Annotated in this window: 17 protein-coding genes and 4 tRNA genes; 8 read left to right on the top strand and 13 right to left on the bottom strand. The window is 64.5% G+C overall.

Features of this window, described 5'->3' with window-relative positions:
• The first annotated feature begins 14 nt into the window (after window positions 1-14).
• The 4 genes from budA to BSTEL_RS03855 all read left to right on the top strand — a co-directional run bounded on the left by budA (window position 15) and on the right by BSTEL_RS03855 (window position 5077).
• A complete protein-coding gene (gene budA / locus BSTEL_RS03840; protein ID WP_034527326.1) occupies window positions 15-782 on the top strand; it encodes an acetolactate decarboxylase in 768 nt (255 codons plus the stop codon).
• 64 nt (window positions 783-846) lie between these two features.
• The gene (locus tag BSTEL_RS03845; RefSeq protein WP_051922833.1) at window positions 847-2340 is read left to right on the top strand and encodes an amino acid permease; all 1494 of its coding nucleotides are present in this window, start codon (window positions 847-849) and stop codon (window positions 2338-2340) included.
• A gap of 88 nt (window positions 2341-2428) precedes the next feature.
• A complete protein-coding gene (locus BSTEL_RS03850; protein ID WP_084686096.1) occupies window positions 2429-3742 on the top strand; it encodes a glycosyltransferase family 4 protein in 1314 nt (437 codons plus the stop codon).
• Between the two features lie 42 nt (window positions 3743-3784).
• On the top strand, window positions 3785-5077 hold the full coding sequence (locus BSTEL_RS03855) for an esterase/lipase family protein (RefSeq protein ID WP_034527328.1): 1293 nt from the start codon (window positions 3785-3787) through the stop codon (window positions 5075-5077).
• A 49-nt stretch (window positions 5078-5126) separates the two neighbouring features.
• Here the strand turns inward: BSTEL_RS03855 and BSTEL_RS03860 are convergent.
• The 4 genes from BSTEL_RS03860 to BSTEL_RS03875 all read right to left on the bottom strand — a co-directional run bounded on the left by BSTEL_RS03860 (window position 5127) and on the right by BSTEL_RS03875 (window position 5578).
• Window positions 5127-5202, bottom strand: a tRNA-Val gene (locus tag BSTEL_RS03860).
• Between the two features lie 81 nt (window positions 5203-5283).
• Window positions 5284-5356, bottom strand: a tRNA-Ala gene (locus tag BSTEL_RS03865).
• A 41-nt stretch (window positions 5357-5397) separates the two neighbouring features.
• Window positions 5398-5469: transfer RNA gene (locus BSTEL_RS03870), tRNA-Val, on the bottom strand.
• Window positions 5470-5505: 36 nt separating this feature from the next.
• A tRNA-Gly gene (locus BSTEL_RS03875) sits at window positions 5506-5578 on the bottom strand.
• A 292-nt stretch (window positions 5579-5870) separates the two neighbouring features.
• Here BSTEL_RS03875 and BSTEL_RS03880 point away from each other — a divergent pair.
• The 4 genes from BSTEL_RS03880 (at window position 5871) to BSTEL_RS03895 (ending at window position 10809) form a co-directional block, all read left to right on the top strand.
• On the top strand, window positions 5871-7469 hold the full coding sequence (locus BSTEL_RS03880; RefSeq protein WP_238567616.1) for a DUF2974 domain-containing protein: 1599 nt from the start codon (window positions 5871-5873) through the stop codon (window positions 7467-7469).
• 134 nt (window positions 7470-7603) lie between these two features.
• Entirely contained in the window at window positions 7604-8230 is a 627-nt protein-coding gene (locus BSTEL_RS03885; protein ID WP_034527330.1) for a TetR/AcrR family transcriptional regulator, read from the top strand.
• Window positions 8231-8309: 79 nt separating this feature from the next.
• Window positions 8310-9743 (top strand): aspartate ammonia-lyase, encoded by a 1434-nt coding sequence (locus BSTEL_RS03890; RefSeq protein ID WP_034527332.1) that lies wholly within the window; start codon window positions 8310-8312, stop codon window positions 9741-9743.
• 280 nt (window positions 9744-10023) lie between these two features.
• Window positions 10024-10809 carry a mechanosensitive ion channel family protein gene (locus BSTEL_RS03895; RefSeq protein ID WP_034527334.1) on the top strand — a complete coding sequence of 262 codons (786 nt, stop codon included), beginning with the start codon at window positions 10024-10026 and terminating at the stop codon, window positions 10807-10809.
• 93 nt (window positions 10810-10902) lie between these two features.
• Here BSTEL_RS03895 and BSTEL_RS03900 read toward each other — a convergent pair whose 3' ends face one another.
• The 9 genes from BSTEL_RS03900 to BSTEL_RS03940 form a co-directional block, all read right to left on the bottom strand.
• Window positions 10903-11985, bottom strand: a complete 1083-nt coding sequence (locus tag BSTEL_RS03900) for a CPBP family intramembrane glutamic endopeptidase (RefSeq protein ID WP_034527336.1) — start codon at window positions 11983-11985, stop codon at window positions 10903-10905.
• Between the two features lie 44 nt (window positions 11986-12029).
• Window positions 12030-13436 carry an ATP-binding protein gene (locus BSTEL_RS03905; RefSeq protein WP_034527338.1) on the bottom strand — a complete coding sequence of 469 codons (1407 nt, stop codon included), beginning with the start codon at window positions 13434-13436 and terminating at the stop codon, window positions 12030-12032.
• Window positions 13437-13544: 108 nt separating this feature from the next.
• A complete protein-coding gene (locus BSTEL_RS03910; protein WP_034527340.1) occupies window positions 13545-16595 on the bottom strand; it encodes a DEAD/DEAH box helicase family protein in 3051 nt (1016 codons plus the stop codon).
• Between the two features lie 2 nt (window positions 16596-16597).
• Window positions 16598-17953 (bottom strand): restriction endonuclease subunit S, encoded by a 1356-nt coding sequence (locus BSTEL_RS03915; RefSeq protein ID WP_034527342.1) that lies wholly within the window; start codon window positions 17951-17953, stop codon window positions 16598-16600.
• Complete coding sequence (locus tag BSTEL_RS03920; protein ID WP_051922835.1) at window positions 17950-20064, bottom strand: type I restriction-modification system subunit M; 2115 nt, start codon at window positions 20062-20064, stop codon at window positions 17950-17952. The genes BSTEL_RS03915 and BSTEL_RS03920 overlap by 4 nt, the downstream gene beginning before the upstream one ends.
• 70 nt (window positions 20065-20134) lie before the next feature.
• Entirely contained in the window at window positions 20135-21460 is a 1326-nt protein-coding gene (locus BSTEL_RS03925) for an ATP-binding protein (protein WP_084686098.1), read from the bottom strand.
• A 212-nt stretch (window positions 21461-21672) separates the two neighbouring features.
• Complete coding sequence (locus tag BSTEL_RS03930; RefSeq protein WP_034527346.1) at window positions 21673-22908, bottom strand: ABC transporter ATP-binding protein; 1236 nt, start codon at window positions 22906-22908, stop codon at window positions 21673-21675.
• Between the two features lie 6 nt (window positions 22909-22914).
• Window positions 22915-23802, bottom strand: a complete 888-nt coding sequence (locus BSTEL_RS03935; RefSeq protein ID WP_034527348.1) for an ABC transporter permease subunit — start codon at window positions 23800-23802, stop codon at window positions 22915-22917.
• Window positions 23793-24725 (bottom strand): ABC transporter permease, encoded by a 933-nt coding sequence (locus tag BSTEL_RS03940; RefSeq protein WP_034527350.1) that lies wholly within the window; start codon window positions 24723-24725, stop codon window positions 23793-23795. The genes BSTEL_RS03935 and BSTEL_RS03940 overlap by 10 nt, the downstream gene beginning before the upstream one ends.
• Window positions 24726-24744: the final 19 nt, after the last annotated feature.

The following is a 24744-nucleotide window of genomic DNA, read 5'->3' on the forward strand; positions in this document are numbered from 1 at the left end:
TATATTACGGAATCGTGAGCGAACTGAAGGGCAAATCGATCGAACCGATCCACGATCACCGCGCGAACGTGCTCTACCAGCACGGCACGCTCGCACTGCTCGTGCCAGGGCTGCTGGAAGGCACCACGACGATGGGCGAACTGCTCACCCACGGCGACACGGGCATCGGCACCGGCGAAGGACTCGACGGCGAGATCATCGTGCTCGACGGACGCGCGTGGAAGGTGGGACGCACCGGCGAGGTGGAGGCCGTGCCCGACGACCTCACGCTGCCGTTCGCGAACATGCACCGGGCCGCGTTCCAATACCAGTGCGAACGCAGCGACATCGGCCTGGAGGAGCTCAACCGGCGCATCGTCGAGGCGAACGGACGCGCGAACACGTTCTTCGCCGTCATCGTGCGCGGCACGTTCAGCTTCATCAAGACACGCGCCGTCATCAAACAGCAGGCACCGTACCCGACGCTCGAAGAGGTCGCGGACCGGCAGGCGATCTTCCTCGGCCACGACGTCAAAGGCACGATGCTCGGCTACTTCTCCCCCGTCATGTTCCACGGCGCGGCCGTCGCCGGATTCCACGAGCATTTCCTCGCCGACGACCACTCGATCGGCGGCCATGTGCTCGACGCGGTGCTCGAACGCGGCGAAATCCTCAGTCAGGTGTTCGACACGATGGTCACGCACCTGCCCGTCGACAATCCCGACTACCGCAACCACGACTTCACACGCGACAACATCGCCGAGGCGATCACCAATGCGGAAGGCGACGTGAAGACGGACTGACGGGCGCGGGCTAGCGTATACTGTTCGCGATTCGACCGCAACCGCGAGACAGAGGACGAGAGCAATGAGCGACAGCGAAGCCGGAACGACGGTGGAGGCGCCCGCCGATACGCGCACCGGACAAGCCGACCCGGCCGCCGGCACCGAGAAACACACGAAGCACGCGCTGCACACGAACCTCAAGCGCGGCATGGAGGCGCGGCATCTGCAGATGATCTCGCTGGGCGGCGTGATCGGCACCGGTCTGTTCCTGAGCTCCGGCTACACGATCCAGCAGGCGGGACCGATCGGCACGATTCTCGCCTACGCGATCGGCGCGGTCATCGTGTACCTGGTGATGCTCACGCTCGGCGAACTGTCCGTGGCGATGCCGGTGACCGGCTCGTTCCACGTGTACGCGGAGAAGTTCATCGGACCGGGCACCGGCTTCGTGATCGCCATCCAGTACTGGCTCACGTGGACGGTGGCGCTCGGCTCCGAGTTCACGGCGGCCGGCCTGCTCATGCAGCGGTGGTTCCCGCACACGCCCACATGGATATGGTCGGCGGCGTGCATCGCGCTGATCTTCACGCTGAACGCCCTGTCCGTGCGGTTCTTCGCCGAGGCGGAGTTCTGGTTCGCCTCGATCAAGGTGTTCGCGATCTGCGCGTTCATCCTGATCGGCACGCTCACGATCTTCGGCATCATCCCGATGAAGGGGTACACGCACGCGCCGATGTTCGACAACCTGTTCAAGGACGGCGTCTTCCCGAACGGCTTCATGCCCGTGTTCGCGACGATCCTCACCGTGAACTTCGCGTTCTCCGGCACCGAGCTGATCGGCGTGACCGCCGGCGAGACGCGCGACCCGGAGAAGGCGGTGCCGAAGGCGATCCACACGACGCTGTGGCGTCTGGTCCTGTTCTTCATCGGCTCGATCGTCGTGATGAGCGCGCTGATCCCATGGCGCAAGGCGGGCGTGGGCGAAAGCCCGTTCGTGCTCGTGCTCAACTCGGTGGGCATCCCGTACGCGGCGGACATCATGAACTTCGTGGTGCTCACGGCCGTGCTCTCCGCCTCGAACTCCGGCCTGTACGCCTCGACGCGCATGGTGTGGTCGATGGGCCACGAGGGCATGATTCCGCGCTGGTTCGCGAAGACGAACCGCCGCGGCGTGCCGATGCTGGCCCTGTGCGCGGCGATGGCCGGCGGTCTGCTCGCACTGCTCTCCTCCGTGGTGGCGGCCTCCACCGTGTATCTCGTGCTCGTGGCCTTGTCCGGTCTGTCGGCCGTGGTGGTGTGGATCGCGATCGCGTACTGCCAGATCGTGTTCCGCCGCCGCTGGGTCGCCTCCGGGCACACGGCCGCGGAGCTCAAGTACGCGACGCCCGGCTACCCGTGGACCTCGTGGGGCGCGTTCATCCTGTGTACCGCCTCGTTCCTGCTCGTGTTCTTCGACAAGGAGCAGCGGTTCGCGCTCGTGGCCGAGCTGCTGTTCATCGTCGTGTGCTACGCCGCGTACTTCGTGCAGAAGTGGTGGCGCGACAAGCATCCGGCGGCCGAGGTGCAGCTGCCGTAGTCCGGCGGGTGAACAGCCCGCTACGCCGCGATGAAATCCGTCACCTACGTAGGCTCCGGCCCGTAGGCGTTCCCTACACTGGGAAACCGTGAATACCATCGCGTCGCGTCCCCTGCGCGTGCTCGTCGTCAGCGAATCGTCACTGGAACAGACGAACGGCGTGTCCGGCAGCATCCGGCACATCCTCGACCGGTTCGCCGAACGTGGGTTCGACGCGCGCGTCATCGCGCCCGGGCCGGCGCCGGAAGGCGGCGCATACGCGGGATACCCCGTCGAAGAGGTGCCGTCGTTCCCGATCCAACGGTTCAACGTGGCGGTCACGACGAAATCCTCGGTCATCCGCGACATTCTCGACGGGCCGAAACCGGACATCATCCACGTCGCCGCGCCGATCTCGAAACTCGGCCACGCGGCGCTGATCGCGGGCGACCGGCTGCACGTGCCGACCGTCGCCATCTACCAGACCGACGTGGCGCAGTACGCACGCCGGTTCGCACGCGAGGCGGTGACCGGCGAGCGGGGCACGACGGGCGCGACGTCGGGCGCGACGGGCGCGGATGCGGTGGACGGTTCCGCTCCGCAACGTGACGGCGCATGGCCGCGGCATACGAAATGGCTCCGGCGCATCGGCAAGGCCGCCGGCGAACAGGCGGAACGCATCGTGGCCGACCGCATCGCGCGCATGCACAATCTCGCCACCATGACGCTCGCTCCCACCGAGGACGCCCGCAACCGGCTCGAATCGTTCGGCGTGGATCCTTCCCTCATCCGGCTGTGGGGTCGCGGCGTCGACTCCGCACTGTTCTCCCCCGCACGCGCCGACGACCCGCAGTCCCGCGCATGGCATCGGGAATGGAGCGACGACGGCAAGCTGCCGGTCGTCGGCTACGTGGGTCGGCTCGCGCCGGAGAAGCAGGTGGAACGTCTCGCCGCGCTCGCGGGACTCCCCATGCGGCTGGTCGTGGTGGGCGGCGGCGTGAGCGAGCAGGATCTGCGCGAACGCCTGCCGCACGCGGTGTTCACCGGCATGCTGCACGGACGCGATCTGGCCGACGCCTACGCGGCGTTGGACGTGTTCGTCCACACGGGTGCCGAGGAGACGTTCGGCCAGACCATCCAGGAGGCCATGGCGAGCGGCCTGCCCGTGGTGGCCCCGGCGAGCGGAGGACCGCTCGATCTGGTCGACGAAGGCGTGACCGGACTGCTGTTCGACCCGCACGACGAGGACGACGCCGACCTGCGCGATCACGTGGCACGGCTCATCGGCGACGAATCGTTGCGGCGACGCATGGGCGCCGCCGGACTGGCGGCCGTGCGGGGCCGTACCTGGCCGGCGATGGTCGACCGGCTCATCGACTACTATCGTCTCGCCATGGAACTGCGCATGGCGCAGGACGGATAACGGATAACGGATGACCGCGTTCCGCAGGATTAGGAGGCCGATATGACCGGTCGGATCAGGGCATGCCGCTTCGGCGTGGCCATGCTGCGCATCTTCTGGTGGACGACGTTGGTCGCCGGCATCGCGTTGGCGGTGTCGCTCACGACGATGCTGACGGTGTCATGGCCGGCGTCTTGGACGTCCGGCGGCTGGGTGCCGTGGCTCGTCGCGTTGGGCGTCGTCGTGGTGGCCGAATCGGTGGTCTTCTGGATCGGCATCATCACCGTGTATCTCACATCGGTGCAGCTGGGGCTGAAGATCCGCGTGATCGGCGTCCTATGCGGCTGGATCCCGATCGCGAATCTCGTCGCGTTGCACCTCATCATCCGCACCGTGGCGGAGGAGGTGCGCTTCGAATCGGCGAAGGAGCGGCTGGACCGGTCGCGCGCCGCGGCACGCGTATGCGCGACACGCTACCCGATCCTGTTCGTGCACGGCGTCTTCTTCCGCGACACGAAGGCACTCAACTATTGGGGGCGTGTGCCGGCGGAACTGGAACGCAACGGGGCGGTCGTGTACTACGGCGAGCATCAGTCGGCGGCGTCCGTGGCGGACAGCGCGCGTGAACTGACCGAACACATCCGGCAGATCGTCGAGACGACCGGATGCGGGAAAGTGAACGTGATCGCCCATTCGAAGGGCGGATTGGACATGCGCTATGCGATAGCGCGATGCGGCGCCGGACGGTGGGTGGCGTCGCTGACGACGATCAACACGCCGCATCGCGGCTGCGGGTTCGCGGATTACCTGCTGATGAACATCCCGTTGGCGGCGCAACGGCGCGTCGAGGCGGCGTACAACATGGCCGCCTCGCATCTGGGCGACAAGCGGCCCGACTTCATGGCCGCGGTGCACGACCTCACGCAGGCGGGGTGCGCGCAGCTCAACGCGGAGATCGGGGATGCGGCGTTGCTGGAAGAGGGAGCGCGTGCGGCGGCGAGTGGCATGGCCGGAACGGTGACGGCGCCGGGCGATGCGACGGCGGTGCCGGATTCCGGGCCGTTCGCGGGCATCCTGTGCCGCAGCGTCGGTTCGAAGCTCGCGCATGCGACGACCGGCAAGTTCCCGCTGAACTTCACGTACCCGCTGGTGAAATGGTTCGACGGGCCGAACGACGGACTGGTCGCGCGGCCGTCGTTCCCATGGGGCGAAAGCTTCACCTGGCTGGAGCCGAACGGCGTGCGCGGCATCTCCCACGCGGACATGATCGACCTGAACCGCGAGAACATCCCCGGTTTCGACGTGCGCGAGTTCTACGTCGGCTTGGTGGCGGATCTGAAACGCCGCGGCCTGTGAGCGGCGGCACGGATACGCGAAAGGCCATCGCTTGTGGCGGTGGCCTTGGTGGTGGGCGATGTAGGAATCGAACCTACGACCCCTTCGGTGTGAACGAAGTGCGCTAGCCGCTGCGCCAATCGCCCATGCGTTGCGTCGATTCCGAACATCGGAACGAAACCGGCGTTTCGACGAAAAAACCGGCGGACGCCGGTTCCTTCTTCGAGTGGAGCTAAGGGGATTCGAACCCCTGACCCTCTCCATGCCATGGAGATGCGCTACCAGCTGCGCCATAGCCCCGTATTCTGTTATGCACGCGACCGCCGAAACGTTCACGCTCGTGGGCGATACAAGATTCGAACTTGTGACCCCTTCCGTGTCAGGGAAGTGCGCTACCTCTGCGCCAACCGCCCGGTTGACATCCAGCCGAATCGCTTCGGCCTTCCGAGAGCGGACAACGGGACTCGAACCCGCGGTCTCAACCTTGGCAAGGTTGCGCTTTACCAACTAAGCTATGTCCGCAGTTGTTTGCTGCTCCGTGAAGCAACGAGTGAATAACATACGCGAGTTTTCGCCATCATGCAAATCAGGGCGGCCTATCGGCGTGTCGCGCCGGATTCCGGTGGCGTTGCATCAATCCTCCGTCATCGCGAAAACCGCACGAAATCGCCGATAATGACGCACGGGCGCCGCTCCACGCACGACTAGACTGAATGACTGAACGTGACGAGCGTGCCGAACGCGATCGGACACCGCACGACACCGCACGGGCATCACACGGCATCGCGCCGCACTTGCACGGAAGGAGACTCCCATGGGCAACGTGTTCGACTATGTGACCGGCGAGCGACGCCCGCTCACCGATCCGGACGCGCCGTTCAACGAGGTGGACGCGCTCGTGTTCGCCTCGCTCGCCTACGAGGATGTGGCGCGGATCTCCCCCACGCTTGCGCTGGACGAGACGAAAGACGCGGGCAGCAGCAGACACGGCGGACTGGGCGGCTCGTTCGCGGCCCGGCTGCGCGCGTTCGAGCCGCGTCATCCGTGGCTGTGGGCCAAGGGTCTGGTGCGTGAACCGTTCGAATCGGTCACACTCGCCGAGGCGGAGCGGACGTTGCGCCGCGAACTCGCCGGCGGGAGCGGCGACCGCAACGGCGCCGCCAGCGGCAACAGTGTTGCCGGCGCATACGGGGATGTCGACGATAACGACGGCCGCGGGGACGCAGCCGGCAACACGATCGGCGACGCCAACGGCGAGAACACCCCCGATATGACCAACCCCAGCGCCGCCCCCAGCGCCGACCCCAGTACCGCCCCCGGCACCGACGACGCATCCGGCGCAGACAAGCCGGATGTGCAGATGGTCGGTCTGACCGACCCGAACGAGACGCATGACTTCTTCGCCGCCGTGTCCGCCTCCCCGCGGTTCGCGCAAACGAGGCTCGGAGCGGTGGCCGAACACGTGAATCCGGGCGAGCAGACGCAGTTCGCGGCGATGACGTTCATGCTGCCGGACGGCCGGGATTGGCGCGGACGGCCGCGCGTCAAGAACCCGACGCGCGGCGGTACGCTGGTCATCGCCTTCCGCGGCACCGACGATTCGCTCATCGGGTGGAAGGAGGACTTCAACATGGCCTTCCAGTACCCGGTGCCGGCACAGCGGGCGGCGAGCGCGTATCTCGACATGGTGGCGCGGCTGTGGCGCGGGCCGATCGTGCTCACCGGCCATTCGAAGGGCGGCAATCTGGCGGTGTACGCGGCGATGAACGCGGACGCCGAGGTCCAGCGACGCATCCGTCACGTGTATTCGCTGGATGGTCCGGGATTCCCGCCGAACGTGGTCACGTCGCGGCAGTATCTGGACATCCAGCCGAAGGTGACGAAGATCGTGCCGAGTTCGTCGATCGTAGGGCAGATCTTCGAGACGCCGGAGCCGTGCCGCGTGGTCACGTCGGATTCGGACGGAATCATGCAGCATTTCTCGTTCTCCTGGCAGGTGGAGGGCGACCGCTTCGTGACGGAGCCGGATCTCGCGTCGAGTTCGCAGTTGTTCAACCAGTCGTTGAACGCGTGGATGGCGGGGTTGACGATCGAGCAGCGCGAACGTGCGGTGGATGCGCTGTTCGCGGTGCTGCATGCGAACGGCGCGACGACGTTCTCCGAGGTGATGGCCGGTTTCCCGGCGTCGATTCCGGCGATGATCGCGTCGATGCTGGGATTGCCGGCACAGGACCGGCGTCATCTGTTGGAGGCGGTGGCGATTCTGGTGCGTGCGACGATGGCGCGCAGCAGGCGCCGCGGCGGGAACGCCGGCGCGTCCAACGGAACCGCCGATAAGACCGATACGGCCGATACGTCCGGTACGACCGATACCGCCGTCATCGCCGATGATTCGGGTGTTTCCGCGGCGTGATCCGCGGTGTGACTCCCGAGACGGCCGACGGCTCTCCCATGTCACGTTATTGGTTATACTGTCTAGACAAGTTGTCTAGACGCTCGATGCGCCGCACGCATCGACCATGACCGATACGACCGTAAGGAGGGGACATGCCACGCCCACGCAGCGACTCGAACATCCCGCCGGCCAAGGAACGCATGGAGAACGCGTTCTGGGAGCTGCTCGCCGACCGCGAATACCGGCGCATCACCGTCACCGACATCGTGCATCTGGCGCAGGTGAACCGCAACTCGTTCTACTACCATTTCTCCGGACTGTCGGAGCTCGCCGACGCGGCGATCCTCGCCGAGGTGCAGACCTCGCCGCTCATCCAGGAGGCCCCGGACCCGGACGCCGATCCGCAGGAGCAGTGGCGCAAACGCGTCACGCATTTCATGAACTCGCCGCGCGAACAGCAGCGTCTCGACCGTCTCGCCCTGCTCGCCGGACCGCACAGCTCCCCCGAACTCGTCGAATCGCTGCATGATTTCGCACGGCTGTCGCTGCTCCAGACGCTCGACCTCGACGCGGACCATCTGGATCTCAAGACCGATCTGCTGCTCGACTTCACGGCGGGCGGACTGCTCACGATCCTCAAACGCTGGCCGGAGCTGCGCCAGAACGTCTCGATGGACGACCTGCTCAACGAGGACGTGGCCGTGCTCGCGATGGGCATCTACATGTCCATGTCCAAGGAGAACATGCTCGCCTACTGGAACCGCATCTTCAACAAATAGGGGGCATGTGCGGTTTCTCACAGAGGGGAATCATCGCGCGGCCATGGCGTTTTCCGCCGCGAGGCGACATCATGGAGACATGACGAACGAGACGAACGCAACACGCATCGAACACGACTGCATCGGCGAGATGGCGGTGCCGGCGAACGTGTACTGGGGCATCCACACGCAACGCGCGATCGGCAACTTCCCGGTCTCCGGCATCACCGATTCCGCGCATCCCGAGCTCATCCGCGCCTACGCGACGGTCAAGCGGGCGTGCGCGAGCGCGAACGAGGAGTTGGGACTCATCGACGCGGACAAGGCGCGGTTCATCCGCGAGGCGTGCGTGGAGATCGAGGGCGGCAAGCTCGCCGACCAGTTCCCGGTGGACGTGATGCAGGGCGGCGCAGGCACGTCGTCGAACATGAACATGAACGAGGTGATCGCGAACCGCGCGCTGGAGCTCGCCGGGCACGCGCGCGGCGACTACGCGTACATCCATCCGAACGACGACGTGAACGAGTCGCAGTCGACGAACGACACGTATCCGGCGGCGTGCAAGCTGGCGCTGATCGACGCGATCCACCCGCTCGCCGAGGCGACGAAGCGTCTCGCGAAGGCGTTCCACGATCTGGCGGACAAGCACATCAACGACGTGACGCTCGGCCGCACGCAGCTGCAGGACGCGGTGCCGATGACCTACGGGCAGGAGTTCCACGCGTTCGCGACGCTGCTCAAATCCGATCTGGCCGGCTTCGAACGCCTCGTGCCGCAGCTCGCGCAGCTGAACCTCGGCGCGACGGCCATCGGCACCGGCATCTGCGCGGATCTGCGGTTCCGGCGCGCGGCGACCGAGCATCTGGCGCGCATCACCGGCCTGCCGATCACGGCGGCGCCGGACCCGGTGGCGGCGATGACCGACATGGGCGCGTACGTGTCGACCTCCGCCGCGTTGAAGAACCTCGCCGTGCACCTGAAGAAGGCGGCCGACGACCTGCGTCTGCTCAATTCGGGCCCGCGCGCCGGATTCAACGATCTGGACGTGCCGGCGCGACAGGCGGGTTCGAGCATCATGCCGGCGAAGGTGAACCCGGTGATCCCGGAATGTGTGAACCAGTGCTGCTTCATGGTGTTCGGCATGGACGTGACGGTGAACTGGGCGGTGGCCGAGGGCCAGCTGCAGCTCAACGCGTTCGACCCGGTGATGGTGCACGAGCTGCTGACCGGCATGTCGCTGCTCACGAACGCGATGGACGTGTTCCGCGTCAACTGCATCGAGGGCATCGTCGTGCACACCAAGGTGGGGCGCGCGCACGCCGAATCGACGCCGTCGATCGCGGCCGCGCTCAACCACTACATCGGCTACGAGCGGGGCTCGGCGATCGCCGCCGAAGCGGTGCGTTCGGGCCGCACGGTGCGCGAGGTGGCCGGCGAGATGACCGACCTGCCGGCCGACCAGCTCGACGAGATCCTCGACCCGATCCGCCTGGCGCGAGGCCTGGGCCAAACCTGCCGCGAACACCAGGAGTAGGGGGTATCCCGGCTGGCACCCCCTCAGTCCGGCCTGCGGCCGACCAGCTCCCCCTGAAGGGGGAGCAGATTCTTTATCTCGCTCCCCCGGTGCGATTCTTTATCTCGCACCCCTCAGGAAGGGGTGGATTCTTTATCTTGCTCCCCCCTTGAGGGGGAGCTGGCGCGCGAAGCGCGACTGAGGGGGTGCCCGTCGCGCACGACACGCCGGCGCGCGGTTTTCCGGATATTTTCCGGTACATGTATACCGGCTTCCAGCCCCCGTGTTTATCGTGGTGCGCATGGAAAACTTCGATGACATGATTATGGCCTGGTTCCACGCGAACGCAGGCAAACTGCTGTGGCTGTGCATGGTGGTCGTCGCCGCATGGGTGGCGGATCGCGTGCTGCGCCGACTCCTGCGCAAGGTGCTGGATAATTCGCAGATTCCCAGCGCCTCCATCTTCATCAATCTGATGCGCGTGGTGGTCTGGTGCGCGGCCGCCACGATGGTGCTGCAACCGGTGTTCGGCATCAATCCGACGACGCTGGTCACCGCCCTTGGCGTTGGTGGTGTCGCGCTGTCCCTTGGTCTGAAGGATACGATCGCGAACGTGATCGGCGGGTTCGGGCTGATGCTCGGCCGTGTGATCCAGCCGGGAGATCTGGTGTCGATCCAGGGCGTGACCGGCACGGTGGTGGACATCACGTGGCGTCATTCGATGATCGAGACGCGTGCGGGAGACCGGATGGTCATCCCGAACTCGATCCTCAACACCGCCTCGCTGACGAAGCTCACCGAAGTCACCGAAGGCATGGCGACCGTGCCGTTCACGGTGAAGGGCAGTGCCGATCCGGACGAGGTGAGCCGCGACATGCTGCGACGCGTGGAGGCGGGCGCGAGCGAGGTGCTGCGCCCGGAAAATCCGCCGCTGGTGAAGTTCACCGGGTTTTCCCCGTACGGCGCGGAGGGCGAGATCCTGCTGTTCGTGCGCGACGGCGTGCTGTTGTCCACCGCGAAGGACCGTGCCGCGCGCGCCATCGCCACCGCCGACTACCTCGTCAGGGACGGCGGCGCCTCCGAGTAGAAACGGCATCGCGCAGCGATGACCAACCTGCCCCTGCCTCCCTCTGACGAGGGAGGTGGCATCGCGAAGCGATGACGGAGGGAGAGACCGCGATCAGAAGAGCGTGATCAATCCCATCTGCCACAGTCCGAGCACGACGGTGAGCACGGCGTAGACCGCCATGCCGGGGTTGAGGAACGCGAGGCGCGCGCCGTACCATTTCGGCAGCTGTTCGGGCGGATCGAAGAATTCAAGCCGCCTCGCGTTCATCGCGATGATCACCGCGCCGGCGATGGTGAGCGCGACCAGCAGCACCCCGTACAGGCCGAGCAGCATGACGCCCGCCATGGCGGTCGGATTCGTTTCGGCGAACCGCATCATCTCCGCTTCGCTCATCGAACCGTCGGTCAGCTTCGCGACGTCGCCGCCGCCCGCTCCGATGAGCTTCAGGATGGCCGGTCCCACGAGCGAGCCTGACGTGTTGATCACCATGTGCATGATGATGCAGTAGCGCAGCCGGCCGGTGCGCATGTACGCGTAGCCGAGCACCAAGCCGATGCCGAACGCGTAGAAGAACTGGTACAGGTTCATGTGGAACAGCGCGAACGCGAACGCGGACAGCACGATGGCGGTGCGTTCGCCGTAGCGGCGCGTGCGGTCGATGATCTGCCTGCGGAACAGCCATTCCTCGAATATGGGGGCGAGCAGCACGACGAACAGCGCGTTCACCCACGGGTCCGACTGCATCACCATGTCGGAGACGCGATTCGTGGCCGTGCCACCGGAGACGGCTTGGGACAGCCAGTCCCCGATGAGACCGCCGACGGTCATAATCGGGAAGCACGCGACCATCAGCATCCAGAACCGTTTGCCGCCGAGCGGGAATTCGCGAACCTGCAACGCGGGCACGCGGGCGAGCACGGTGAATCCCAACGGCATGGCGACCGCATACAGCGGGCCGGACGAGATGAGCATGGAGAGCCACATGGGAGCGCCGACTGGGAACAGTGGTCGCAGCAGTCCGGACAGGACGGTGTTCAATCCCACCCAGAACGCGACCGTCACGCACAGGGCGACGCCGACCAGCATGAACCGCCGATGCGCCTCCAGAAAGAACGGCCGGGACGGGTCTCCCGACTGAGACGGCTGGGACGGTGTCATCTGCGACGGTGTCATCTGCGGCTGCTCATCACTCATACACCCAGCTTACGGCACCCGATGCCGTCGCAAAACCGCGATCGTCAGTCGAACAGGTCGTTCATACCCACCAGCCGCACAGCGTCGTCCGCCGCGGCGATGGCATCCAACTGTGGCGTGAACCCATGCAACGAGAACATCATGAGCAGACGCTCGTCGACCTTGAGCTTCGCCGCGCGGGCACGCAGCACGTCGAGCATGGCGGGATCCATCGGATTGTTCCGGAACTTACATTCACCGGCGATGGCCTTCCGCCCGGTGCGGTCGAGAGCGACCACGTCGATCTCGTCGGTTTTGTCCCACCATCGGCCGACGCGGTTGACCCGGTACGGCAGTTTGCCGCGCAGGCTTTGCCGCCGCAGCCATTCGCGGCACATCCGTTCGAAGGCGCTCGCCGCGAAATCGTGGAGCGCGGGGGCGACGACCTCCTCATACACGCCGTCCACGTCGCCGCTTTCCAGTTCGGAACGGTTCGGATACACGAACGAATACCAGAATCGGAAGAAATCGTCCGCCAGCCGGTAGAGTCCCCGCGTCCCCTTGGCCTGTTCGGCGAGTTTCGCCGTGACGGGGAACTCGCGTTCCACGATGCCGACCTCCATCAGGGACGACAGGTAGAACCCCAGGGTGCCGATCGGAATCAGCGTATGCGTGGCGATGTCGTTGAGCTTGGTGTCGCCCAACGCGATCGCGCGGATGATCGTGTTGTATTTCGCGGTCTCGCGGAATTCCTCGCGCATCAGCACATCGGGTTCGGCGTACAGGGCGGCACCGCGGCGGAGCACGTACCGTTTCAGGTTCCATGCGAGCGGCCGTTCCGGGTCGAAGGTGGCGAGGTATTGCGGCACACCGCCGAGAATCGCATAGGCCAGCGCCTTGTCTTCCGCGGAGTAGCCGGGGAAGAACTGCACCGCGTCCCAGTACGGCATGGGCAGCATCTTGAGCACGCCGGTGGCGCGGCCGTACAGGGGGGCTTTTTCGGACAGGATCTCCTTTTCGATGAAGCTCATGGCGCTGCCGCACAGCACGATCATCAGGTTCTCGTGGCGAAGCCGATGATCCCACAGATTCTGCAGAACAGACGGCAGCGTCGGATCGGACTTCACCAGATACGGGAATTCGTCGATGATGACGAGCCGTCGCCTCCCGTCGGCAGGTTCCGGCAGTTCGGCCAGATCGCCGAGGGCGTCGCTCCAGTTCGCGTATCGGCTGAGGTATTTCCCGGCCGGCGCGCCCTGTGCGGCCATACGTTGCGTGAATTCGGCGAGCTGCTCCTCCTTGGTGCCGGTCTGTGCGGCGAAGAACAGCGTGGGCCTGTCTTGGGAGAACCGCACGAGCGTTTCGGTTTTGCCGATGCGCCGGCGGCCATACAGGATGACCAGCTGCGCCTTCGCATCGTCATAACAGTCCTGGAGAAACGCCAGATCGTCGTCGCGTCCGATGAACACCATGCCCCCACCATAAACTATGGGTGTGACTATTATAGTCACGACTATAATAGTCACACCCATAGTAACGGCTATGACAATCGCCTTATGAGTGCAACGGAATCGACGGAATCACATGTCGCCGCCACCATCGGAATCACCACGCAACTTGCGATACAGGTCCCCCAGAAACATGCCGATGAGATCGTCGACGGCGCCCTTTTCCTTGAAGAGGAACTTATAGAACTCCATGTTGTCGGCATAGTTGTTCGTCAACGTTTCGTAGGTCTCCTCGTGCACGGTCTTGTCGAAGCCGTGCATGTCGTTGGCCTTGGCGCTCTCCCGCACTCTGCCGTTGCCGGACAGGGCGCTTTCGAGTTGGTCGCGGGCGTTCTCCACGGTTCCCTCGTCGAAACGCTTACCATATTTGGCGTTCCACTCATCAAGGATTCGGGACAGAGTCTCCTTGCGCTGGTCTCGCTTACTGCCGCCGGCGCCGAGCGGCATCACCACTTCCGGACCGGCTTCGATGCCTTCATCCACATGCTCGGTGTCCTTCTCGACACGGAAATCCTCAAGCCGTATCCGGTCACGGATGTCCAAGCCTTCATCCGAATCGTCACCGGTCGTGATCTCGCGCATCAGGAACATGCAGAACCGGTACTCCATGTACATGTATTCGTCCTCGATGGGCACGCACATCGACAGGAACCCGTATTGGCGCACGTACGCGCGGATGACGGCGCGGGCCTTGTCCGCCGCCTCCTCGTCCATTGCGAGCACGACGCGGGCCGCCGCATCCAGCAACGCCCACATGCGTTCCTGCTGCCTTACGCCCGGACGCTCCTTGCGGATAAGCCCATAGAACTCACGCACGTCATCCACGTCAAGCACATTGAGCTCCGCAAGCATGCGTTCCGTGTTCCTGAGCATGGCCAGCGTCAGCGGCTTCTCCAGTATCGTGCTCTCATAGTAGGGGGCGAACGCCTCGCGAATCGTATCGTAATTGTTGACGAAATCGATGACGTACGTCCGTTTCTCGTACGGAGGGCAGATGCGGTTCAGCCGGGACAGGGTCTGTACGGCCGCGATGCCATGGAGTCTCTTGATGACGTACATGGCGGACAGGTACGGCTCGTCGAAGCCGGTCTGGTATTTGTCGGCCACGATGAGCAGCCGGTAGTCGTTCTGCGCGAACACCTCCGGCAGCTTGTCCTCCGCGAGCCCGCCGTTCATCGCCCTCTCGGTGTAGCTCTCGCCGTCCACTTCGATCTCGTCGGAGAAGGCGACGAGCGCCTGGATACGTCCGAGCCTGCCCATGTGGGAAGCTCGGAGCTTATCATAGGCGAGCTTGTACCGTACGGCCTCCTCCCGCCCGGCGGTGACGATCATCGCCTTGGCTTTGCCGCCGAGTCCCGCCGCCACCGTCATCAGGAAATGGTCGATAATGACGTTGAGGTTGCCTTCGATGGTGCCGTCCGCGTTGGCGACGATGTGCGCGATCTGCCGTTTCGCCGATCCGCTGTCCAATTCGGGATCGTCCTGCGAGTCTTTGACCACACGGCAATACGAATTGTAGGTGGTGTAGTTCGCGGTGACGTCGAGGATGAATTTCTCGGCGATGGCCTGACGCATCGAGTACAGGTCGAACGCCTCCTTGCGGCCGCCGGCGCCGGTGGTGCCGAAAAGCTGCAGGGAGTGTGCGGTGGGCGTGGCCGTGAAGCCGATGATGCTGACGTTGCGCCATTGCCGGCCGCCATGCTCGCGGGGCAGTCTGGCGGCCACCATGTCGAGAGGACTGAACGCGTCCGAACGAGTCGGGGCCTCTTGGCCGTCGGCGAGCGTCTCCCCGATGGATTTCATGATCGAACCGGAGGTGGAGCTGTGCGCCTCGTCGATGATGACGGCGAACCGTTCGCCGGTGCCGTCGAACATGCCCGTCGACGCGTGCAGGAACGTGGCCATCGTGCATACGACGATGCGGTAGCTGCCGGCGAGCGCTTTGCCCAGTTTGCCGGACTTGCTGGATTCGCCGTATTCGTCCGTGCCGCCGGCCCCATCGGTGATGATCTTGATGACGGCGGGGTCGCGCGCCATGTCCATGACGGCGTGCTGAAGCTGTTCGTCCACGACGATGCGGTCGGTGACGATGAGCACTTTGGAGAGCAGCGGCTTGTCCTCGCCAGTCGCGTAGAGCTTCGACAGGTGGTGTGCCAGCCAGCAGATGGTGTTGGTTTTGCCCGACCCCGCGGAGTGTTCGATGAGATAGTTGCGGGTGGTGCCGTGCGCGGCCATGTCGGCGGTGACGCGTCGCACCGCGCGGAGCTGCTGATATCGGGGGAAGATGAGTCGCGTGCGGTTGCGTCGTTTCCGGTCGTGCGCGAGGTAGATGAAATCGTGGATCAGGTCGGAGATCGTATTCCGGGAGAGGATGTCCTCGTGCATGTAGGCGGTGGCGTAGGTGTCGTTCCGCGGCGGGTTGCCGGGCAACGTCTCCAGTGTCTGGCCGCCGCTGCGCACGCCTTGGTTGAACGGTAGGAATCGTGACTCCCGTCCTTTGAGTTCCGTGCAGACGTGGACTTCGTTCGTGTCCATGGCGAAGTGGGCGAGCGCGCCGATGCGGGGCATGAGGAGCCGTGACGTGCAATCGCGGTCCTCTCGGTATTGGCGGATCGCTTCGCGCCAGTCCCAGCCGGTGGCGGAGCTTGGGCATTTGAGTTCGATGGTGAACAGGGCGAGTCCGTTGAGGAAGATGACGAGGTCGATGCGTTCGCCGGGTTTCGGGTAGACCTCTTTCATGACGGAGAGGATGTTGGCCTCATAGAGCGCGGCGGAGGCCGCGTCGAATCGTGCGGACGGGCGCGGGTAGACGAGGTCCAGGGTGAGGCCGGCGTCGAATGGCACGCCGTCCCGGATGGCGGCGAGCAGGCCGTGTTCGGTGATGTGCCGGAAGACCGTGGCGAGGATGATGTCGCGGTAGGCGCCACCGTGCAGATCGTGCAGCGCCTTCATCGTCTTGGGTTGGGTACGGTCGAGGAAGCGGAACAGGAGGTCGACGTCCATCGCGCGCACCGGGTCGAAGGATGCCGCGGCCTTCCGCTCGATGTAGCCTTGGTCGTGTACGAGATGGTGGATGATGTTGTTCTCGAACTCGGACTCATCGAGCGGATTCCTTGCGGACATGGCTACTCCTCCATCGGAACGCGGCGCTTGCCGGTGACGTACTCGTAGATCAACGATTGCCGGCGTGCCTTCAGGATAGCAGCCTGCCGGCGTTTCGTCGCGATGATGGAGTCGATGGCCGCGCATTTCGCGTCGAGGTATGCGGCGATGCGCTCCTGCTCCTCGACCGGGGGCAGAATGACGGAAACCTTGCTCAACACGGACTGGGTGATGCTATACACCTTGACGCCCATGGCATAGGAACGAAGCTGACCACGCCAGCATTCCACACGCGCCAGATAGGCAAAGTACCTGCCATCAATCATCCGATCGGGCCGGCACGTCACGGTGTGGTAACCAGCGAACACCAAATCGTCGGAATCAACATAAACGGCGTTGCCGATACCTTCCAAATCCTCAGAGGTATCCGCAAAAACCAAATCACCCCGCCGAAGCCGCGAAGAAGCGGAAACCGGAGCCAATGCCGGAGCAACATATCGGATAAGGTCATCACTCAGATGCGTGCCGGAATTAAGCTTGGAATGGACCTGCCCATAACTGACGACTCTTCGCCCATCATCAGTCAAATCCGTCTTCTGGATAGGCAACCCCTTGAACATGACGCAATGGAACTTCAAAGGCTCCACGCGCCAATCCTCGGGAATCTCACCAATCCACGAGACGCCGCTCGACTTCATCGGTGCATCGGCGTCAAGCCCCTTGGTGACGGCCTCGTGGATGACGGACACCTTGTAGCGCTCCAGTACGTCAAGCTGCCGCTCGATATCCGCCACCGCCGCGTCGATGCCTGCCGCCTGCGCGTCGAGGTATGCGGCGATGCGCTCCTGCTCCTCGACCGGGGGCAGAATGACGGAAACCTTGCTCAACACGGACTGGGTGATGCTATACACCTTGACGCCCATGGCATAGGAACGAAGCTGACCACGCCAGCATTCCACACGCGCCAGATAGGCAAAGTACCTGCCATCAATCATCCGATCGGGCCGGCACGTCACGGTGTGGTAACCAGCGAACACCAAATCGTCGGAATCAACATAAACGGCGTTGCCGATACCTTCCAAATCCTCAGAGGTATCCGCAAAAACCAAATCACCCCGCCGAAGCCGCGAAGAAGCGGAAACCGGAGCCAATGCCGGAGCAACATATCGGATAAGGTCATCACTCAGATGCGTGCCGGAATTAAGCTTGGAATGGACCTGCCCATAACTGACGACTCTTCGCCCATCATCAGTCAAATCCGTCTTCTGGATAGGCAACCCCTTGAACATGACGCAATGGAACTTCAAAGGCTCCACGCGCCAATCCTCGGGAATCTCACCAATCCACGAGACGCCGCTCGACTTCATACCGTCGCTCATGCGCCCAGCTCCTTGAGTTCGGCGTCGAGACGGCGTTCGAGCGCCATGAACTCGTCAAGCAGCGCGTCGGAGGATTCCGGCTCCTCGTAATGGTAGAAATACCGGCTGAACGGTATCTCCGCACCGGTCTTGACGGCCTTGTCGGTCTCCTCGTCGAACCACTTGGCCTCCTTCACGTACGGGTACACCTCGCGTTCGCAATAGGATTCCACGTCCTCGCTGAGCTTGACGATCTCCACGTCCTTGGTGGCCGGATCGTATTCGATGGAACCGTCGCGCTTCTCACGCAGCGGCGCCTCCTCGTCGCGCATGCTCATCGCGTCGATCACCTTGTCGGCTATCGACTTGCGCTGCGCGGCGGTCACCTTCGTCTTGTAGTCGGGCAGATCGGCGACCATCGCCTTGATACGCTTCGCGAATCCCTTCCAATCGAGGGTCTTCTCGTCCATCAAGTTCGCCCGCAACGCGGTCACCAGCTCGTCGAACACCGTTTCGGCCTTGCGCAGCGCCTCCAGATCACCGCGCTGCTTCGCCGTCAGATCCGCCTCGTCGATGGACTCCAGCTCCTCCAGCTTCGCCGGATTGTGGAAGTCGTCGCGCAGCTTGCCCGCGATGAGCCCGCGAATGCGTTCCTCGGTGATCTGGTAGCTGCGGCGCATCGGCTGGTAGATCGCATACTCCTTGTACAGGAACTCCTCACAGGGCAGGATATGCGAATGGTCGTTCTCCTCGAACGACTGGTACAGCCGGACGATCGCATCGATCTGTCCGTCGCTGATGTACTTGCGCTTGTTGCCCATCGAGCGCCGCATCTTCTCCCACATGCCCGTGGCGTCGATGAGCTGGACCACGCCCTTGCGTTTGGGCGCCTTGTGCTTGGACAGCACCCACACGTAGATGCCGATGCCCGTATTGTAGAACAGATCGCCGGGAAGTCCCACGATCGCCTCGACGTAATCGTTCTCCAGCATCCAACGGCGGATCTGGCTCTCCCCCGACGAGGTTCCGCCCGAGAACAACGGCGAACCGTTCGAGATGATGCACGCGCGGCCATCGTCGTCGAGCTTGTACAGGGCGTGCTGCATGAACAGCAGCTGCATGTCGCTTTTCGCCGGCAATCCCGCCGGGAAGCGGCTGTCCAGCCGCTTGTGCTCCGCGGTCACCGCGGCCTCGACGCCGTCGCCCGCGTCCTTGCCGCCCCACGGGGTGCCGAACGGCGGGTTCATCAGAATGAGCTGCATCCGCTCGTCCGGGAAGCAATCCTCCTTCATCGTGTCCGCATGCCGGATGTTCTCGCCCTTCTGCCCCTTGATGAGCATGTCCGCGAGGCAGATGGCGTGCGTATCGGGGATCACCTCCTGCCCGAACAGGTAGATGTTCGCTTTCGGGCACACCTCGTCCAGCTGCTCCTTCGCGCATGAGAGCATGCCGCCGGTTCCGCACGCGAAATCGCCCACGTTGATGTTCCGTCCCTTGCGACGGAAATCATCGCACCCTTCGGCGAGCGCCAGACGGGTGATGAGACGCACCACCTCGCGCGGCGTGTAGTGGTCGCCGGCCTCCGCGTTCTCGGAGAACCTGCGGATGATCTCCTCGAACATGTATCCCATGGCGACGTTGTTCACGGTCTTCGGATCGAGGTCGAGTTCGGAGAACTTGCGAACCACGCCGGTCAGTTTGGAGCCGGCGTGCATCTTCTTGATCTCCTTGTCGAATTCGAGGTCGGTGAAGATCTCCTTGATGTTCGGCGAGAACGCGTCGATGTACGTCACGAGGTTCCGGTGCAGGCTCGCGGGTTCTGCCACGAGTTTTCCCAACGTCCATCTGCTGGTGTTGTAGAACGAGTGCCCGGACACGTTGCACAGCACCTTGTACGGCGTGTCCGCATCCTGCTCGACCAGATCGCTGACCCGGTCCCGCGTATCCGCGAGCGCACACTCCAGTCTCCGTAGGATCGTCATCGGGATGATGACGTCCCGGTACTTGTCGGGCTGGTAGGTGCCACGCAGGTTGTTCGCGATGCTGAATACCGCGTCGACCTGTCGTTTCACATCGACGTTCGCCACAGCCGCCGGCGTGGCCTCGCGGGGTTCGTCGTTTCCGTCCGTCATCGTCCTCCGTCCTTTCCAATCGTCTTGACACTATATCGGCATGCCGCCTGATCGCGCGTGGCGCGGACATTCACCGCAGGTTCTCGCCCAGCAGCCATGCGGCGTACAGGGGGATGCTCCTCAGGTCGCCGTCCACGCCGAAGTTGCGCGCGCTCAGCCGTACGGCGTAGCGCGGCCGGTATTTCGCCCGGTAGGCGACGAGGCTGCGCGCCGTCACGTTCGTTCCGGATTTGACCTCGATGGGGATGATGTCGCCGTCGCCGTCACGGGCGATGAACTCCACCTCGCCGCGATTCAGCGTCCCCCAGTAGTGCGGGGAGACGTCCGCGGCGGTGAGCTGCTGGAGCACGTAGTTCTCGTACAGGCCGCCGCGGAACACCGAGGCCTTGTCGTCCGACGGTTCCAGGTCGGCCGGGAGCGCGTCGTATTCGCATGACAGCAGCCCGGTATCGGCCATGTAGATCTTGAACGCGGAGACGTCCTCGAACGCGCGCAGCGGCGCGACCGGCTCGCTCACCTGGGTGAGGCGCGTGATGATGCCGGCGGACACCAGCCACGACAACGCCCCCTGATACATGTTCGACCGTCCGCCCGAACGGATCGCCTTGTACTGGAACTTGTGGTTCTCCTTGGCGAGCTGCTTCGGCACGCTGTTCCACGCTTCGAGGATGCGCTGCGTCTCGCGCGGCGACGCGTATTTCGCCATGTCCGCCGTATACGCGGTGACGATGTCGCGTTGGACCGCGCGCGCGTCGTCGAGACGCTCGGATTCCGCATAGATGCCGACCGCTTCGGGCATGCCGCCGACGAGCACGTATTCGCGCACCAGCTCCATCGCCCTGTCGTGGAATCCGAACGCCCGATCCGGCGTGCGGTACGCTTCGCGGATATCCGACGCGAGCCGCTCCTCCCCCTTCGCCCACAGGAACTCCTCGAAGTCCATCGGATGCAGGGTGAGCATGTCCACCTTGCCCACGGGGAACGAGTACCGGCTGCGGTTCACCTTGACGCCGAGCAGGCTGCCGGCGGCGATCACATGGTATTGGGGCGCGTCATCGCAGAAGTATTTGAGACTCGTCAACGCGCGTTCGCACAATTGGACCTCGTCGAGCACGATCAGCGTCCGCTGCGGGTCGATGCGCATCCGCAGCAGCGTCTCCAACCCATGCACGATGTCCGCGGGGGCGATGGAATCCCCGAACACCGCGGCGGCGCGTTGTTCGCGGGAGAAATCCACGTAGGCCATGGAATCGAAGGAACGACGCGCGAAATGCGTGATGGCGTAGGTCTTGCCCACCTGACGCGCGCCAAGCAGAATCAGCGGCTTGCGCCGTGCGGAACGTTTCCACTGTTCCAGTCTGTCGTCGATGATTCGCCGCATCGTCGCCTCTCCCATCCAATCGGTTGTTGTCAAAAGTGTATCAACTCAACACTTTTAACATGTTAAAAGTGTAGTGATTGCACACTTTTGACAACAACCGCCGCGCGGGGAGGCCGGAACCTAGCGCAGCACGCCTTCGATCATGCGGGTGATGAGCGCGGTGTAGCTCACGCCGGTCGCGTCCCACGCCTGCGGCCGCCGGCGGTGCGGTCACCGCCGTACCGCGCTCAGCAGGCGAGCGCGGCGACGGGACGCGGCGTGACGACCACCTCGTCGCCGACGGCGAGACCGGCCGGCAGCTCGTTCGCGGGCAGCTGCACGGTGACCTTGAGCTGTTCGCCCTTGTTCCAATGCTGGTATTCGCCGCTGGAGATCTCGCAGTCGACGCGGGCCACGGCACCGAGGAAGTGGATCACCTCGACGCGGGCGCGCTCGCCGGCCGCGGACGCGGCCTCGCCGGCGCGCACGAGCGCGATGTTCTCCGGGCGCACGAGCACGGCCACCGGATCGCCTTGCTTCGAACCGGGCAGCAGCGGCACGCGCTGGCCGAACACGACCGCCTCCTCGCCGTCGGAGGCGCCGGGCAGGCGGTTCGTCAGGCCGATGAACGTAGCCACGTATTCGGTGGCGGGACGCTGGTAGAGGTCCTGCGGCGCGGCGATCTGTTCGATGCGGCCGTGGTTCATCACGCCGATGCGGTCGGCGACGGCGAGCGCCTCCTCCTGATCGTGCGTGACGAACACGGTGGTGGTGCCGGTGTCGAGCTGGATGCGGCGGATCTCGTCGCGCAGCTGGACGCGCACCTTCGCGTCGAGCGCGGAGAGCGGCTCGTCGAGCAGGAGCACGCGCGGCTTGATGGCGAGTGCGCGGGCGAGCGCCACGCGCTGCTGCTGGCCGCCGGACATCTGCTGGGTGAACTTGTTCGCCTGGTCGGCGAGGCCGACGAGTTCGAGCTGCTCCATGGCGACGCGGCGGCGCTCCTCACGCCCGATGCCGCGCACTTCGAGGCCGAATTCGACGTTCTCGACGGCGGTCATGTGCGGGAACAGCGAGTACGCCTGGAACACCATCGACATGCCGCGCTTGTTGACGGGCACGCCGGTGACGTCCTGTCCGCCGACGAGGATGCGGCCGCCCTGGATGTCCTCAAGGCCGGCGAGGGAGCGCAGCGCGGTGGATTTGCCGCAGCCGGAGCCGCCGAGCAGCACGACCATTTCGCCGGGCTTGATGTCGAGGTTGAAGTCGTCGAGCGCGTGCACGGTGGAGCCGGGGTAGATCTTGACGACGTCCTGCATCCGGATGCCGCCGCCGCGGGTGGCGGAATCCTTGAGCAGGGCCTTGGCGGCTTTGGTCACGTCCTTGCCGCGCACGCCTTCGAGCGTGGCGGTCGGATCGTTCTTGAACTCGTGTTCGGCCTGCTTGGCGCCGCCGGCCGTGACGTTGTTCTGTTGCGCGAGAGACATAATCGGTTACTTGCCTTCCTTGGTTTCGCCCGTGCGCGTCCGTCCGATGTGTTCGGAGATGAGGTCGAGCGCGATGAGCAGCACCACGCCGAACAGCAACGCGAGCAGCGACATGGCGGTGGAGATCTGGGAGTTGGATTGGCCGAGCTGGTAGAGCGCGACCTGCAGGTTCATGCGGCCGAGCAGCGAGGCGACGGTGTATTCGCCCAGCACCACGGCGATGGAGATGAAGCTGGCGGACAGGATCGACTGCCACAGGTTCGGGATGATGACGCGGAAGAACACCTTCGGCCAGGAGGCGCCGAGCGAACGGGACGCTTCGACGAGGGTCTTCACGTCGATGGAGTTGAGGCCGACGGCGATGGCGCGGAAGGCGAACGGCATGACGAGCACGACGTAGGCGAAGCACAGCCAGATCGGGTTGGTGTCGAGCACGGCGGAGCTCAGCCAGCGGTAGATGGGGCCGAGGCCGACGACGAGCACGATGGCGGGGATGGTCAGCGGCAGCGTGGCGATCCATTCGATGGCGCGTTCGAGCGCCTTGGAGCGGATGTGCACGATCACCATGGTGGGCACCATGAGCAGCAGCATGAGCACGACGGTCACGACGCACAGGCCGAGCGAGGCGCCGAGTCCCTGCCACAGGACGGTCAGGTCGGCGCCGAGCGATTCGCCGTTGCCGGTGAAGATCGCGATCCACGGCGCCGCGGACCAGCGTCCGGACAGCGGGTGGCGCAGCGTGAAGACGAGCATGGAGATGAGCGGCACGAACAGGAACGCCAAGGTGACGAACAGGATGACGAACTTGATGACGCCCTGCCTGCGCACGCGGGCGGCGCGCAGTTGCGGCGGGCGGTTCGACGCCGCGACGGTTTCGGTGGTGTTCACTGCCAACGTCCGGCCCTCTTTTCCACGGCGTGGCTCAACAGCATGACGATGGCCACGACGATGATCATTGCGAATGCCAGCACTTGGGCGAATCCCTGCTGGTTAGGATCCATCTCGTTGCGCATCGCGCCCTGGATCATCAGCGGCACGAGGATCGAACGCTGCGAGAACAGGGCCGCGGCGGTCGCGTACGCGGAGAACGCGGAGGCGAACAGCAGCAGGAACGCGGAGATGAAACGGGGGGTGAGGATCGGCAGGGCGATGCGCGTCCAGTACTGGAACGTGTTGCCGCCAAGCGACTCGCACGCCTCACGCCACTGCGGTCGGATCGAATCGACGGCCGGCAGGAAGATGATGATCATCAGCGGGATCTGGAAGTAGCAGTACACTGTCACGAGGCCCGGCAGGGAGCTCAGCCAGTTCGGGTTGACGGTCAGTCCGGTCACCTGTTTGATGAGCATCGTGCCGATGCCGTTGATGCCGATCGTCGCGATGAACGCGAAAGCGAGCATCACGCCGCCGAACTGGGCGAGCACGGAGGAGATCGCGGAGACCATGCGGCGCAGCAGGCCGTTCGGCTTCGAGCCGATGACGAGCGCGTAGGAGGCGAGGCCGCCGACCACCGCGCCGATCACGGAGGACGCGATGGACACGATGATGGAGGTGACGAACGCGGAGACGGTGTTCGGCTCGAACAGCTTGGCGAAGTTGGCGAACGTGAAGCCGCCGTCACGGGTCTGGAACGCGCCGACGACCACGATGACGGTCGGGGCGAGCAGGAAGCACGCGGTGTACGCGAAGAACGGGATCGTCACCGCGAAGGTGCCGAGCTCCTTGCGATGCCTCGCGAGCGCGGAGGAGGAGGAAGTAGCGGACGGGCCCGCGACCTTGCCGGCGACGGGCCCGTTCTGTGCGATTGCTGCGGTCATGGGGTGTGTGTCCCTTAAC

The sequence above is a fragment of the Bifidobacterium stellenboschense genome, from assembly GCF_000741785.1.
In the GTDB taxonomy this organism is placed as follows: Bacteria; Actinomycetota; Actinomycetes; order Actinomycetales; family Bifidobacteriaceae; genus Bifidobacterium; species Bifidobacterium stellenboschense.